This window comes from Nonomuraea sp. NPDC049714 (assembly GCF_044465295.1).
Lineage (GTDB): Bacteria > Actinomycetota > Actinomycetes > Streptosporangiales > Streptosporangiaceae > Nonomuraea.
The window spans coordinates 39256-55410 of record NZ_JBITLM010000002.1; the positions used below are offsets into that span (position 1 = coordinate 39256).

The 16155-nt window shown below is 73.6% G+C and carries 2 protein-coding genes; both read right to left on the reverse strand.

Annotated elements, in window-relative coordinates; all coding sequences use genetic code 11:
- Window positions 1-10: 10 nt before the first annotated feature.
- Window positions 11-14734: a type I polyketide synthase gene (locus ACIBQX_RS07110; RefSeq protein WP_397001585.1), complete on the reverse strand. Its 14724-nt coding sequence runs from the start codon at window positions 14732-14734 to the stop codon at window positions 11-13.
- A gap of 517 nt (window positions 14735-15251) precedes the next feature.
- On the reverse strand, window positions 15252-16079 hold the full coding sequence (locus tag ACIBQX_RS07115) for a metallophosphoesterase family protein (protein WP_397001587.1): 828 nt from the start codon (window positions 16077-16079) through the stop codon (window positions 15252-15254).
- Between the last annotated feature and the right edge of the window lie 76 nt (window positions 16080-16155).

Below are 16155 nucleotides of genomic sequence, written 5' to 3' on the forward strand. Positions count from 1 at the left end.
TTCAGCCATGTCAGTGAATTCCAAGCTCTTTTCCGATGAAGTCGAAGACCTCTTCATCGGAGGAAGTTTCGAGATCCTCGGCGACCGTCGCCGCGCGGCGACCGGCGGCGGTCTCTTTCCAGCGGGCGACGACGGCCTCCAGTCGAGCCGTGATCCGGGCCGCGTCGTCGTCCTCACCGGCGAGGCCGGCGAGCATGCTGTCGAGCTTGTCGAGTTCGGCGAGGACGGGCCGGGACGGCGACACCTCTTCCGGGACGAGGGTCGTCCGCAGGTGACCGGCCACCGCGGTGGGCGTGGTGTAGTCGAACAGCAGGGTGGCCGACAGCCGCAGCCCGGTGGCGGCGCCGAGCCGGTCGCGCAGTTCGACGGCGGTCAGCGAGTCCGCGCCCAGGTCGCTGAAAACCCGGTCGGGCGGGATGTCGTCGACCGAGGGATAGCCCAGCACCCCGGCCGCCTCGGTCCGGACCAGCTCCACCAGCAGCTGCTCCTGCTCGGCCCGGGGCAGGGCCCGCAACCGCTCGGTCAGGGCGTTTCCGGTGCTTCCGGCCGGGTCGTCCGCCTCGTTCCCACCGCCGGTGAGCGCCCGCGCGACCTCGGGCAGGCTCTCGATCAGCGGGCTGGGCCGGCGCAGGGTGAAGGTCGGGGCGAACGCGGCCCAGTCGACGTCGGCGACCGTGAGCAGGGCCTCCCCGCCGTCGAGGGCCTGGCTCAACGCCCGGATCCCGAGCTCGGGGTCCAGCAGCCGCAGTCCACGCCGGACCATCTGAGCCTTGCCCTCCCGGTCGCTCATGCCGCCGCCGTCCCACGGGCCCCAGGCGACGGAAGTCGCGGCCAGCCCGCGCGAACGGCGGTTCTCGGCCAGGGCGTCGAGGAAGGCGTTGACCGCGGCGTAGCCCGGTTGCAGGCCGCTGCCCCAGGTCGCGGAGATCGAGGAGAAGAGCACGAACGCCTCGAGGTCGAGGTCCTGGGTGAGCTCGTCGAGGTGTGTCGTCCCGGCGGTCTTGACCGCCGCCATCTCGGCCAGCTCGGTCAGGGTGGTGTCCCGCAGGGCGGTGGCCTGTCCGGCTCCGGCCGCGTGCATGACCGCGCTCAGCGGCGGGCCGCCGGCGGCGATCCGGCCGAGCAGGCCGGCGACGTCGGCGCGGCGGGCGATGTCGGCGGCCACGATGCTGACGGTGGTTCCGGCGGCGGCCAGCTCGGCGGCGAGCCCGACGGCGCCGGGCGCGGCCACGCCCGACCGGCTGGACAGGATCACCCGTGGGGCGCCGCGACCCGCCAGCCAGCGGGCCGTGTGCCCGCCGATCGACCCGGTTCCCCCGGTGATGAGCACCGTTCCGCGCGGTCTCCAGGTCTCCTCCCGCCGGGGGCGCGGGGCCTGGACGAGCCGCCGGCCGCGGATCCCCGCGTCGCGCAACGCCACCTGGTCCTCGCCACAGCCGGCCAGCACCGCGCAGAGCCGGGCGGCGGCCCGCTCGTCCAGGACGGCCGGCAGGTCGATCAGGCCGCCCCACCGTTCGGGATGTTCCAGGCCCACGACCCGGCCCAGCCCCCAGGCCTGGGCCTGCAGCGGCCGGGCCAGCGGTTCGCCCGGGTCGGCGGCCACCGCTCCGGAGGTGAGCACCCACAGCGGCGCCTGGGCCTGTACGTCCCCCAAGGCCTGGACCAGGCTCAGGGTCGCGGCCAGTCCTGCGGTCACCATCGGCCGGTCCGGCAGCGGCGCCTCGTCGAGAGCCAGCAGCGAGACCACGCCGCTCACCCGCGACGCGCCGGCGCGGTCGAACTCGCCGGCGAGCTCGGCGGCGAGCGCCTCCCTGGTCACCGCGCCCACGGTGATCCGGGTGACGTCGGCGCCGTGGCCGGTCAGCGCCTGAGCGCAGCGGCCGGCCGACTCGTCACCGGCCGGACCGGCGACCACCAGCCAGGTTCCGGACAGCGCGACCGGGCCGGGGTCGGAAACCGGCGCCCAGGAGACCCGGTATCGCCAGGCGTCGGTGGCCGACCGGTCCCGTTCGCGCCGGCGCCAGGCGGCGAGCACCGAGAGCAGGTCGCCGAGCCGCTCGTCGTCGACCGCGAGCGTCTCGGACAGGGCCGGCCGGTCGCCGGCCTCGACAGCCGCCCAGAACCGGGCCTCCGCCGCGCCGTCCGCGTGCTCGTCGCCGGAGCCGGTGACCGCGCCGAGCCGGAGCTTGTACGGGCCCAGCGGCCAGAATCGTTGCCGTCCGAAGGCGTACGTGGGCAGGTCCACCCGCTTTCCGGCGGGCAGAACCTCGGCCCAGTTGACGCCGATCCCCCGGACGTGGGCGCGCGCGAGCGCGGTCAGCACGGCATCGGCGGCCTCGACCCGGGCCCGCAACAGCGGGATGAACACCGGCTCGATGCCACCAGCAGGGTCACTCCCACCGGCCCCGGTGGCGACGCTGGGGCCCGTGACACCGGGACCGATGCCGGCAGGACCGGTGTGGGTCGTGGTGGGTCCGGGGAGGGTGGCCGGGCCCATCGCGGAGAGTGTTCCGTCCGGGCCGATCTCGATGAAGACGGACACGCCCTGACCGGCGAGCGTGTTCACGGCGTCGGCGAACCGGACCGCCTGGCGGGCCTGGGCCGGCCAGTAACCCGGCCCGGGGTCGGTCAAAATGGTGCCGTCACAGGCTCCGGCCCAGGTCACCGTCGGTGTCCGGTGCTCCAGACCCGCTGCCACCTGGTGGAGTTCGTCCAGGACCGGATCCACCCGGGCGGAATGGAACGCGTGGCTGACCCGCAACCGGCGCACCCGCCGCCCCCGCTGCCGCCACGTCTCCAACACCTGGTCCACGGCCCCGGCATCACCCGAGATCACCACCGCCGAAGGCCCGTTCACCGCCGCCGTCCCAACCCCTGCGACACCGTCCAGAGTCTCGGCCACCTCGGCCTCACTCGCCTCCACGGCGGCCATCGCACCACCCGTAGGCAGGCCCTGCATCAACCGAGCACGAGCCGCGACCAGCCGGCACGCATCCGCCAGGGTCAGCACACCCGCCGCATGGGCAGCCGCGACCTCCCCCACCGAATGACCGGCCACACCGTCCGGCACAATCCCGGCCGCCGCCAGCAGAGCGACCAAACCCACCTCGACCGCGAACAACCCCGTCTGCGCGTAGATCGTCTGATCAGCCCGTACGTCGTCCTGACCCGCCCATTCGGCATCACCGAGGACGACCTCCCGGATCGGCAGCCCCAGCTCGGCCTCCAACAACGCGCAGGCCGCGTCGAAAGCCGCCGCGAACACCGGAGACGCCGCATACAACTCCCCGCCCATCCCAGCCCGCTGCGCCCCCTGCCCCGCGAACAGGAAACCCACCTTAGGCCGACCCGCAGGAACCCCACCCCGCACCACCGAAGACGCCGACCCACCGCCCGCGAGCACGGCCAGACCCGACGTCAGCGCCTCACGATCCGCCCCCAGAACCACGGCCCGATACTCAAACGACGACCGGGACGTCGCCAGCGACCAGCCGACGTCAGTGACGTCGGCCGGCTCCCCACTGGTTCGGGAGACGAACTCGGCCAACCGCGCCGCCTGAGCCACCAGCCCATCCGCCGTACGCCCCGACACCAGCCAAGCCCGAGCCCCACCGGATAGCACCGCGAGCCGAGCCGGCTCGACCTGCTCGGCCTGCTCGACCAATGCGGTCGGCTCGATCGGCTCGACCGGAAGGGGCGGCGCTTCCTCGATGATGGCGTGCGCGTTGGTGCCGCTGATGCCGAACGCCGAGACGCCTGCCCGGCGCGGCCGCCCGTTCACCGGCCAGTCGACCGTCTCGCTCAGCAGCCGTACCTCTCCCGCCGACCAGTCCACGTGCGGCGACGGCGACTCCGCGTGCAGGCTGCGCGGCAGTTTCCGGTGCCGCAGGGCCAGCACCATCTTCATCACCCCGGCCACCCCCGCCGCCGCCTGGGTGTGCCCGATGTTCGACTTGACCGAGCCGAGCCAGAGCGGCCGCCCGTCCGGGCGGTCCTGCCCGTACGTGGCCAGCAGGGCCTGGGCCTCGATCGGGTCGCCTAGGGGAGTGCCGGTGCCGTGCGCCTCGACGACGTCCACCTCGGCCGGGGACAGCCGGGCGTTGGCGAGCGCGGCCCGGATCACCCGTTGCTGCGAGGGTCCGTTGGGGGCGGTCAGTCCGTTGGAGGCGCCGTCCTGGTTGGTCGCGCTGCCCCGGATCACGGCCAGGACGTCGTGGCCGTGGCGGCGCGCATCGGAGAGCCGTTCGAGGACGAGCATGCCCACGCCCTCGGCCATCCCCATCCCGTCCGCGTCCGCGCTGAACGCCTTGGACCGCCCGTCCGGGGCCAGCCCCCGCTGCCGGGAGAACACGACGAGATCCCAGGGCGTGGCCATGATGGTGACGCCGCCGGCCAGCGCCAGCGTGCATTCGCCCGAGCGCAGGGCCTGGCCGGCCAGGTGCAGGGCGACCAGGGACGACGAGCAGGCGGTGTCCATCGTGACGGCGGGGCCTTCCAGCCCGAGGGTGTAGGCCACCCGGCCGGAGATCACGCTGGTCGCGTTGCCGGCCATCAGGTGGCCTTCCATCCCGGCGGCGCCGTCCGCCCCGGTCTGCTGCCCGACCGCGGCGTAGCCGGAGCTGTAACCGCCGACGTACACCCCGGTCCGGGACCCGCGCAGGGAGGCCGGCTCGATGCCCGCGCGTTCGAGGGCCTCCCACGAGGTCTCCAGCAGGAGCCGCTGCTGTGGGTCCATCGCCAGGGCCTCGCGCGGGCTGATCCCGAAGAACCCGGGGTCGAACTGCCCGGCCTCGTGCACGAAGCCGCCTGCCCGTACGTACGTCGTCCCGCTGTGGCCGGGATCGGCGTGGTAGAGGCGGTCCAGGTCCCAGCCGCGGTCGGCCGGGAACCCGGAGATCGCGTCCGTGCCGGAGATCAGCAGCTCCCACAGCTGGTCCGGGGTCCGGACGCCGCCCGGGAACCTGCAACCCATGCCCACGATCGCGATCGGCTCGTCCTCGGCCACCGCCATCGTCACCAGTGCGGGCGTCGCGGGCCCGTCGCCCAGAAGTTCGGCCCTGAGGTGCTCCGCCAGCGCCGTCGAGGTCGGGTAGTCGAACAGGAGGCTCGCCGGCAGCCGCAGACCGACGGCCGCGTTGAGCCGGTTACGCAGCTCGACCGCCGTCAGCGAGTCGAACCCCAGGTCGCTGAAGGCGCGCCCGGCCTGGACCGCCTCGGGCGAGGGGTAGGCCAGGACGTCGGCGACCAGGGCTTGGACCAAGGCGATCAGCTTCTGTCCCTGCCCGGCCGGGGGCAGGGCGACGAGCTCCCCGATCAGCGCGTCCCTGGTGACCCGCGCGCCGTCGTGCGCGCCGGCCCCGGACACGTCCGCCATCCGCTGGACCTCGGGCAGGTCCCGCAGGAACGGCGCCCGCTGCATCTCGTGCTCGCCACCGGCGGACTCGATCAAGGTCCAGTCGATGTCCATGATCGTCAGCACGCTGTCGGGACCGCCGAGGGCGTCGGCGAGGGCTTGTACGGCGAGCCGCGGGTCCATCAGGACCTCCCAGCGGTTGCGGCTCAGCCGCTGCCGGGTCGCCTCGCTGGCCTGGGCGACACCGCCGCCGGCCCACGGACCCCAGGCGACCGACAGCGCCGGCAGTCCACGGGCCTGCCGGTTCTGCGCCAGGGCGTCGAGGAAGGCGTTGGCGGCGGCGTAGTTGCCCTGGCCGCCGGCTCCGAAGGTCGCGGCGGCCGAGGAGAAGAGCACGAACGCGTCCAGGTCGAGGCCCGCCGTCAGCTCGTCCAGCAGCGTGGCCGCGGTGGCCTTCGCGGCCAGCACCGAGGCCAGCCTGGCGGGGTCGAGCCGATCGACCACACCGTTGTCGACGACGCCGGCGGTGTGCATCACCCCGGTCAGCGCCGGGCCGGTCCCGGCGATCCAGTCCAGCAGCCCGGTCAGCTGGGACCGGTCCGCGGAGTCGCCGGCCAGGATCTCGACGGCGGTGCCGCGGCTCGCGAGGTCGGCCGCCAGCGCGGCGCTCCCGGCCGCGGCCGGGCCCGACCGGCTGACCAGAACCACCCGAGGAGCCCCGCGCCCGGCCAGCCAGCGAGCCACATGCCGGCCGATCGCGCCGGTGCCACCGGTGATCAGAACGCTGCCGCTCGGTGCCCACGGTTCACCGTCCCGGTTCGGCCGTGGGGCTCGGACCAGCCGCCTGCCCAGGATCCCGTCGGCCCGGATCGCGACCTGGTCCTCGTCGCAGCCGGCCAGGACGGCGGCGAGCCGGCCGGCGGCCGGTTCGTCCAGGTCGGCGGGGAGATCGACGAGCCCGCCCCAGCGGTCGGGGTGTTCGAGCGCCGCGACCCGGCTCAGGCCCCAGGTCTGCGCCTGCAGCGGGCTGGTCAGAGCCTCTTCCGGAACGGTCGCGACCGCGCCGGACGTCGCCACCCACAGCGGCGCGACGATCCCGGCGTCGCCCAGCGCCTGCACCAAGGTCAGCGTCCCCGCCAGGCCGGCGGGCACGGAAGGCCACCCGTTCAGGGGCGTTTCGTCCAGCGCCAGCAGGGACAGCACACCCGCCACCGGCCCGTCGCCGGTGATCGAACCGATCCGTCCGGCCAGCGCCTCCCGCTCGTAGGCGTCGGCGGCGAGATCGATCGCGACGACGCGGGCTCCGTGTCCGCTCAGGGCCCGGGTGACCGCCTCGGCCCGAGGCGCGTCGTCCTGCCCGGCGACGAGCAGCCAGGTTCCGGCGAGCCGGGCCGGTGCCGGCTCGGCGATCGGCGCCCAGGAGACCCGGTAGCGCCAGGCGTCCGAGGTGTCGCGCCGCCGGGCCGGGGTCCTGCCCGGGCCGGCCTGGTGGAGCCAGTAATGCTGACGCTGGAAGGCGTAGGTGGGCAGCTCCACCACCCGTCCGGCCGGCAGCACGCGGGGCCAGTCGACCTTCACCCCGCGTACGTGCACCCGGCCCAGCGACGCCAGGAATCGGGCAGCCCCGCCGTCTTCGCGCTCCACCGTCCCCGTGATGAGCGGAACGCCGGAGACCCCCTCGAAGGTCTCGGCGATCGCGGTGGTCAGCACCGGGTGCGGGGACACCTCGACGAACGTCCGGTATCCCGCCTCGGCCAGCGCCTCGGTCGCATCCTGAAAACGCACCCGCTCGCGTACGTTGGCGTACCAGTAGCCGGCGTCCAGCTCCGTGCCGTCCTGGCGCTGACCGGTGACCGTCGAGAACAACGGGACACGACCGGCCCGCGGCGCGATCGAAACCAGATCCCGGACCAGCCCCTCCCGCAACTCCTCCACCCGCGCCGAATGCGCCACGAAATCGGTCTGCGGAATCCGCCAGCGCAGCACCCGCCGAGCCGACAGAACACGCTCGAACTCCTCCAACGCCTCCAGATCCCCAGACACCACCGTGGTCGCAGGACCGTTCACCGCGGCCACCGACAGCCGACCAGCCCACCCCTCCCCCGACGCCAGCAACTCCTCGACCGAAGCGACCGGCATCACCACGGACAGCATCCCCGCCGACACGGCCAACCCGGACAAGGCCCGGCTGCGCACGGCGACCACCTTCGCCGCATCCTCCAGCGACAAAATCCCCGCCACACACGCCGCCGCGATCTCCCCCTGACTGTGACCGACCACAGCATCCGGACGAACCCCCGCCGCCTCCCACACAGCCGCCAGCGACACCATCACCGCCCACAACACCGGCTGCACCACATCAGCCCGCTCCAACCCCGGCGCACCCCCACGCCCGACCAGAACGTCCTCCAACACCCAATCCACATACGGATCAAGCGCCCGCCCACACTCCGCCAACCGAGCCGCGAACACCGGAGACGCCACCAGCATCTCCCGGCCCATCCCCACCCACTGCGCACCCTGACCAGGGAAAACAAAAGCGATCTTCCCCGCGCCACCGGTGGACGCGAGCCCGACGGCACCGAGCCCGACGGCACCGAGCCCAGCGGCCCCGAGCCCGGCGGACAGTCCGGCGCCTCCGCCTTCGCCGGCCAGGGCCGACAGCCCCGCCATGAGCTCGTCCCGGTCCGCTCCCACCACGGCGGCCCGATGTTCGAGCATCGAACGCGACACTGCCAGGGACCACCCAACATCGGCCGGATCCACCTCTGGATCCGCCGTCACGAACGACGCCAGCCGCTGCGCCTGGGCGACCAGCCCGGCTTCCGATCGGGCCGACAGCAACCAGACCGGTGGCGCGGCCGACAGCACGGGCGGCACCGGCTCGCCCCCGCCGACCCCGGATCCGCCGACCGGCCCGAGGCCTATGCCAGGTTCGCCGACCGGACCGGCGCTGGTGCCGGGTTCGTCGGCCGGTTCGGGGTCGTTGGCGCCGGGCTCACCTGCCGGGGCCTCGGCCGGGGCCTCCTGGAGGATGACGTGCGCGTTCGTACCGCTGATCCCGAACGCGGAGACGCCGGCCCGGCGCGGCCGCTCGCCCGGCGACCACGGGCGCGCCTCGGTCAGCAGCTTTACCTCGCCCGCGGACCAGTCCACGTGCGGGGACCGTTCCTGCGCGTGCAGCGTGCGCGGCAGCAGCCCGTGCCGCAGGGCCAGCACCATCTTGATCAGTCCGGCCGCGCCGGCCGCCTGCTGGGCGTGCCCGATGTTCGACTTCACCGACCCCAGCCACAACGGCCGTCCTTCCGGCCGGTCCTGTCCGTACGTCGCCAGCAGCGCCTGCGCCTCGATCGGGTCGCCCAGCGGCGTTCCGGTCCCGTGCGCCTCGACCGCGTCGACGTCGGCGGCGCTCAGTCCGGCGCTTGCCAGGGCGTCCCGGATCACCCGCTGCTGGGAGGGGCCGTTCGGCGCGGTCAGGCCGTTCGAGGCGCCGTCCTGGTTCACCGCGCTGCCGGTCACCAGCGCGAGCACCCGGTGCCCGTTCCGGCGGGCGTCGGACAGGCGTTCCATGACGAGCATGCCCGCGCCCTCGGCGACGCCCATGCCGTCGGCATCGGCGGCGAACGCCTTGCACCGGCCGTCCGGAGCCAGTCCCAGCTGCCTGCTGAAGTCGGTGAACATGACCGGGCTGGCCGTCACGAACGCGGCTCCGGCCAAGGCCAGCGTGCATTCGCCGGAGCGCAGCGCCTGAGCGGCCAGGTGCAGCGCGACCAGGCCGGAGGAGCAGGCCGTGTCGACCGTGAGGGCAGGCCCCTCCAGGCCGAGGGTGTAGGACACGCGGCCGGACAGCACGCTGGTCGCGGTGCCCGTCACCAGGCCGCCGTCCAGCGCGCCTTCGGGCTGGTCGGCGCCGTAGCGGGAGAAGGTGCCGCCGGCGAACACCCCGGTGCGGCTGCCGCGCAGCGAGATGGGATCGATGGAGGCTCGCTCCAGCGCCTCCCACGAGGTCTCCAGCAGCAGTCTCTGCTGGGGGTCCATGGTCAGCGCCTCGCGGGGGCTGATCCCGAAGAAGCCGGGGTCGAAGTCACCGGCCGCGTGCAGGAATCCGCCGGACTGGATGTGGGTGGTGCCCTCCCGGTCCGGGTCGGCATCGAACAGGTCCTCGGTGTTCCAGCCGCGGTCGCGCGGGAAGTCGCCGATCACGTCCGCGCCGGCGGCCAGCAGCTCCCAGAGCCCTTCGGGGGTGTCGACGCCGCCGGGGAAGCGGCAGCCGATGCCGACGATGGCGATCGGCTCGTCGGGGGCCGCCGACCGGAGGAAGCCGGCGGCGGCGCGGCCGACGTTCTCCGCGTCCCCGGTCAGCTGGGAACGGAGAAACTCCGCGGCAGCCACCGGGGTGGGGTGGTCGAACACCAGAGTGGCGGGCAGTCGCAGGCCGGTCGCGGTGTTGAGCCGGTCACGGAGTTCGACGGCGGTCAGGGAGTCGAAGCCGAGGTCGCTGAAGGCCCAGTCCGCCTGGACGTTCTCGATCGACGCATGGCCGAGGACGGTGGCGATCCGGGCCCGGATCAGGTCGAGCAGGATGCGGGTCTGCTCGTCCTGGGGCAGGCCGGTCAGTTGCCGGCCCAGCGCCGTCCCGGAGTTCGGGGCGGCGGAACCGGGGTCGGCGTCGGCCGCCGAGCGCGAGACCTCGGGCAGGCTAGCGATCAACGGGCTGGGCCGCCGCAGCGTGAAGGTCGCCGCGAAGCGGGCCCAGTCCACGTCGGCGACCGTCACCGACGTGTCCGTGTGGTCGAGGGCCTGCCCCAGCGCGCGGATGCCCTGGGCCGGGTCCACCAGCCTCAGCCCACGTCGACGCATCTGCTCGCCGTCGTCACCGTTCGCCAGGCCCTGGCCCGCCCACGGGCCCCAGGCGACCGACGTCGCCGCCAGACCCTGACCGCGCCGGCCTTCCGCGAGCGCGTCCAGGAAGGCGTTCGCCGCCGCGGAGCCCGGCTGCCGGCCGCTGCCCCAGGTGGCGGAGATCGAGGAGAACAGGACGAACGCGTCCAGGTTCAGGGGCCGGGTGAGCTCGTCCAGCCACCTCGCGCCGGCGGCCTTCTCGCCGAGGACGTCGGCCAGGTCGGCGATGGTCGTGTCGGCCACGGCGGTGGCCTGTTCCACGCCAGTGGTGTGGAACACCGCGGTCAGCGGCGTCCCGCTCCGGCCGATCCGGTCGAGCAGCCCGGCCGTCTCATCCCGCCGGGCGACGTCGGCGACGAGAACGCTGACCGTGGCGCCGGCCTCGGCCAACACCGCCGCCAGGCTCGCCGCGCCCGGCGCGGCCGGACCGGACCGGCCGGCCAGGACCAGGCTCCGCGAGCCGCGCTCCGCCAGCCAGCGGCCCGTCGTATCGCCGATCGTGCCGGCGTCACCGGTGATCAGCGTCGTGCCGCGGGTCGTCCAACGTCCGACGCCGTCATGGGCGGACGCGGCCCGATTCGTCCAGGGTTCACCGTCGTGGTGGGCGGACGCGGCCCGATTCGTCCAGCGTTCACCGTCGTGGTGGGCGGGCGCGGCCCGGATCAGGCGGCGGCCGAGGATGCCGGCGCCGCGGATCGCGACCTGGTCCTCGCCGCAGCCGGCCAGCACGGCGGACAGCCGAGCGGCGGCCGGCTCGTCCAGGACGGCCGGCAGGTCGATCAGGCCGCCCCAGCGGTCGGGGTGCTCAAGGGCGACGACCCGGCCCAGTCCCCAGACGTGCGCCTGCACCGGTCCGGCCGGTACCTCGTCGGGGCGGGTGGTCATCGCCTCGCGGGTGAGGACCCAGAGCGGAGCCTGGATGCCGACGTCGCCCAGCGCCTGGACCAGCCCCAGTGTCCCGGCCAGCCCGGCGGGAACCACCGGGAACTCCGGCCGTGGCGTCTCGTCCAACGCGAGCAGCGACAGCACCCCGGCCACCGGCGCGGCCCCGGCGGCCCGGCGCTCGGTGAGCGAGTCGGCCAGCCGGTCGGCCAGGGCCTCCCGGTCGATCTGGTCGGGGGCGATCCCGACGAGAATGGGCTCGGCGCCCCGGTCGCGCAGGATCGACAGGTAGTCGGCGCTCAGGCCGCCGTCCGCCGCGTCGCCCACCACGAGCCAGGTTCCGGACAGACGGGCCGGCCCCGGGTCGGTGACCGGCTCCCAGGAGACCCGGTACCGCCAGTTCGCGGTCAGCGCCTCATGACGCTCGCGCTGCCGCCAGGACCACAGCGCGGGCAGCACCTCGCCGAACGGACGGCTCCCGTCCACCGCGAGCGTGCCGACCAGCGTGGCCAGGTCGCCCGCCTCGACCGCCGCCCAGAAGCGTCGCTCCGCCTCCGTGGTCGCGCCGTCACCGGTCACGCCGCCGGACGGCCCGGACCGGGCCCAGAACTGCTGGTGCGCGAAGGCGTACGTCGGCAACGCCACCCGTCGTCCGGCGGGGAGCACGGCGGCCCAGTCCACCGCGACACCACGGACGTGCGCACGCGCGAACGCGGTCAGAACAGATTCGGGGACGGGCGTCTTGGGCCGCAGCAGCGGGATGAGGACGGCTCCGGGCGGCGATTCCGCGCCGTCGGCGGTGAAGCCCGCCAGCGCCGCCAGGCCGAGCGCGGACAGAGTCGTGTCCGGGCCGATCTCGATGAACACCGAGACGCCCTGGTCGGCCAGGGTGGTGACGGCGTCGGAGAACCGTACGGGCCGGCGGGCCTGCTCCGTCCAGTAGCCCGGATCCGCGGCGGTGATCGGCTCACCGGTCAGGGCGCCCGCCCACGTCACCATCGGGGCGTGGTGCTCCAGCCCGCCGGCCACCGCGGCCAGCTCGGGCAGCACCGGGTCCATCCGGGCCGAGTGGAACGCGTGGCTGACCCGCAACCGGCGCACCCGCCGGCCCCGTGCCCGCCAGACCTCGATCAGCTCGTCGACCGCCTCGGCGGCACCGGAGACGACCACCGACGAGCGACCGTTCACGGCGGCCAACTCGACGCCGTCGATGCCGTCGACGCCGTCCATGGCCGCGACCAGCTCGGCCTCGGTCGCCACGATGGCGGCCATCGCCCCGCCCTCGGGCAGCGCCTGCATCAGCCGGCCCCGCGCCGCCACCAGCCGGCAGGCGTCGGGCAGGCTCAGCACCCCTGCGGCATGAGCCGCCGCGATCTCACCCACCGAATGACCGGCCACCGCGTCCGGGACGATCCCGGCCGCCGCCAGCATGGCCACCAGCCCGGCCTCCACCGCGAACAGCCCGGCCTGGGCGAAGACGGTCTGATCCGCGCGCGGATCGTCCTCGGGGGTGGGGCCGGTGTCGCCGTCATGACGGTCCCGGCCGAGTACGACGTCCCGGATCGGCAGGCCGAGCTCGGCCTCCAGCAGGGCGCACGCCTGGTCGAACACCGAGGCGAAGGCCGGGGACGCGGCGTACAGCTCCCGGCCCATCCCGGCCCGTTGCGCCCCCTGCCCGGCGAACAGGAAACCCACCCGGCTGCTGCCACCGGGCGGAACCACCCCCGACAGCACCCCCGGAGCCGAGTCCCCTGCGGCCACCGCCGACAGCCCGGACGTCAGTTCGCCGAGGTCCGCACCGAGAATCACGGCGCGGTGCTCGAACGTCGACCGGGTCGTCGCCAGCGACCAGCCGATGTCAGTGATCCTGCGGGCATCGGCGAGGTCAGCGTCGTCAGCGTCGTCAGCCGGGTCGGAGCCCGGTCGGCTCGCGAGGAACGCGGCCAGCCTTCCGGCCTGCACCGGCAGCCCGGCGGCGGACCGACTCGACACCAGCCAGGCGGACGGAGCCCCCGTCAGCACCCGCACGGCCACGGCCGGGACATCCTCGGCCACCCCAGCCGACCCGCCGGCATCCTCCTCGGCCACCCCAGCCGACCCGCCGGCATCCTCCTCGGCCACCGCAGCCGGCCCGCCGACGCCCTTCTCGATCACCACGGCCGACCCGCCGGCGTCCTCCGCCCGGTTCGCCTCCTCAGCCGTCCAGCCGAGCCCGGCCGGGTCCTCCTCCAGGATGACGTGCGCGTTGGTGCCGCTCATCCCGAACGACGACACCCCGGCCCGGCGCGGCCGGTCACCGGCAGGCCAGTCGACCGCCTCGGTCAGCAGCCGTACCCCGCCGGACCAGTCCACGTGCGGGGTCGGTTCATCGACGTGCAGGGTGCGCGGCAGGACACCGTGCCGCAGGGCCAGCACCAACTTGATCAGTCCGGCCACCCCGGCCGCGGCCTGGGTGTGGCCGATGTTGGACTTCACCGATCCCGTCCACAGCGGCCGCTCGGGGTCCCGGTTCTGCCCGTACGCGGCCAGCAGCGCCTGCGCCTCGATCGGGTCGCCCAGCTCCGTGCCGGTGCCGTGTGCCTCGACCGCGTCGATGTCGTCCGGGGACAGCCCGGCGCCGGCCAGCGCCGCCTGGATCACCCGCTGCTGGGAGGGCCCGTTGGGGGCCGTCAGTCCGTTGGAGGCGCCGTCCTGATTCACCGCGCTGCCCCGGATCACGGCGAGAACCTCGTGCCCGTGCCGGCGGGCGTCCGAGAGCCGTTCGAGTACCAGCATGCCGGCGCCCTCGGCCAGCCCCATGCCGTCGGCGGTGGCCGAGAACGGCTTGCACCGCCCGTCGGGGGCGAGCCCCAGCTGCCGGCTGCCCCAGACGAACCAGGTGGGACTGGCCAACACGGTCACGGCCCCGGCCAGCGCCAGGCCGCATTCGCCGGAGCGCAGGGCCTTGACCGCGAGGTGCAGGGCGACGAGCGAGGACGAGCAGGCCGTGTCCACCGAGACGGCCGGGCCCTCAAGACCGAAGCTGAAGGCCACCCGGCCGGAGATGACGCTGTTGGCGGTGCCGGTGAGGAGGTGGCTCTCCAGGCTGCCGTCGCCGTCCTGGAGCGCACTGCCGTAACCGGAGAAACTGGCGCCGGCGAACACACCGGTCGACGAGCCCCGCAGCGATCCAGGGTCGATGCCGGCCCGCTCCAGAGCCTCCCAGGAGGTCTCCAGCAGGAGTCGCTGCTGCGGGTCCATGGCCAGCGCCTCGCGCGGGCTGATCCCGAAGAACCCGGGATCGAACTCCCCCGCGTCGTGAACGAATCCGCCCGAGCGCACGTTCGACGTCCCGGGATGGGCCGGGTCCGGGTCGTACAGGGCGTCCAGGTCCCAGCCGCGTGTGCTCGGCAGCCCGGAGACGGCGTCCGTGCCGGCCGTCAGCAACTCCCACAGGTCTTCCGGGTCCTGTACGCCGCCGGGGAACCGGCAGCCCATGCCGATGATCGCGATCGGTTCCTGACCCTGCTCCTCTACCTCGCGCAGGCGGCGGCGCGTCTGCTGGAGATTGGCGGTCACCAGCTTCAGATAATCGCGGAGTTTTTCCTCGTTAGACATTCAGTCGCCATTCCCTGATCGCTCGACATGAGCTTTCCCATGACCCCGCGGGAGCGGTCGGCGTGGCTCGACGCCATTGAACAGATATCGAAAAAGCTTTCCGAGAAGAAATCCGCGAATTACGTTCGGCAGGATGCTAACTGGGCGGGCAGAAGGCACGCAACCCGACCCTGCCACCTTGTTCAACTGCAGAAACGCTCAGTTAAACAGGCATGCGGAAGATTGCGTTCAACTGTGGGGTCTAAGCAGTTGAACACCGCTCGGCGAGGGCGCCGGCGGTGGCGGTGCCGCGTCGTCCATGGACGGGAGCATGCGGGAAAGACCAGGTCAGATACAGAACAGGCACGGCGTTGGGCCGCGCCGGCGATCTTGGAGGTCGGCGCGCCTCACCACGGCGGCTCTTCGACCTGAATATCAATGAGTACGGAAACGCGGGCTTGCGGTCGCCTCATTCACGAGTTTGTCCCACAGCCCGCCGTCAATGCAAATGCACGGCTGCGGAGACAAGAGTGCGGAATCAGTCGAACACCCGGCGGAGTACGCCCGGTGGCGTGCTCCGCCGGCGCCACTCGCGCGGATAGCCGACCGACACCTCCTCGAAACGGACGCCGTCGTGCCAGGTGGTCCTGGGTATGTGCAGGTGCCCGTAGACGGCGACCTCGGCCCGGTAACGCAGGTGCCAGTCGGCGGTCCGGTCGGTGCCGCACCACTGGGCGAACTCCGGGTAGCGCAGGATCCGGGTGGGCTCGCGTACCAAGGGATAGTGATTGACCAGCACGGTCCTCAGGCTGTCGTCGATGCCGGCCAGCCGCTGCTCGGTCTCCGCCAGGCGGGCCCAGCACCAGGCCTCCCGGCTGGGGTACGGGTCGGGATGGAGCAGGATCTCGTCGGTGCACACGACGCCCGTCTCGTAGGCGTACGCCAGCGACGCCTCCTTGCTGGTCAGGCCCGGCATCCGGAAGGAGTAGTCGTACAGCAGGAACAGCGGCACGACCGCGACCGGGCCGCCCGGTCCGTCCCACACCGGATACGTGTCCTCCGGGGTGACGACGCCGAGCTCCCGGCAGACCTCCACCAGGCGGCGGTAGCGGGCCTCGCCGCGCAGCTGGACCGGGTCCTCCCGGGGGGTCCACAGCTCGTGGTTGCCCGGTGCCCAGATCACCTTGGCGAACCGGTCGGCGAGCAGGCCCAGCGCCCATTCCACGTCAGCGAAGAGCTCCCCGACGTCACCGGCGACGATCAGCCAGTCGCCGTCGTGCGCGGGCTTGATCCTCTCGACGATCTCACGGTTCTCCTTGTAGGCGACGTGCAGGTCACTGATCGCGAACAGCGTCGGGGCTTCCACGGCCGAAGGCTAGGCGCGCCTCCCGCCGAGATCAACCCCCACCGGCCGGCCGGCCGAGCCGGATGCGCGTCGCCGA

What these genes read in the sequence shown, in the direction of transcription:
- ACIBQX_RS07110 (WP_397001585.1), bottom strand. Translation starts at nt 14,734, where the DNA reads ATGTCTAACGAGGAAAAACTCCGCGATTATCTGAAGCTGGTGACCGCC.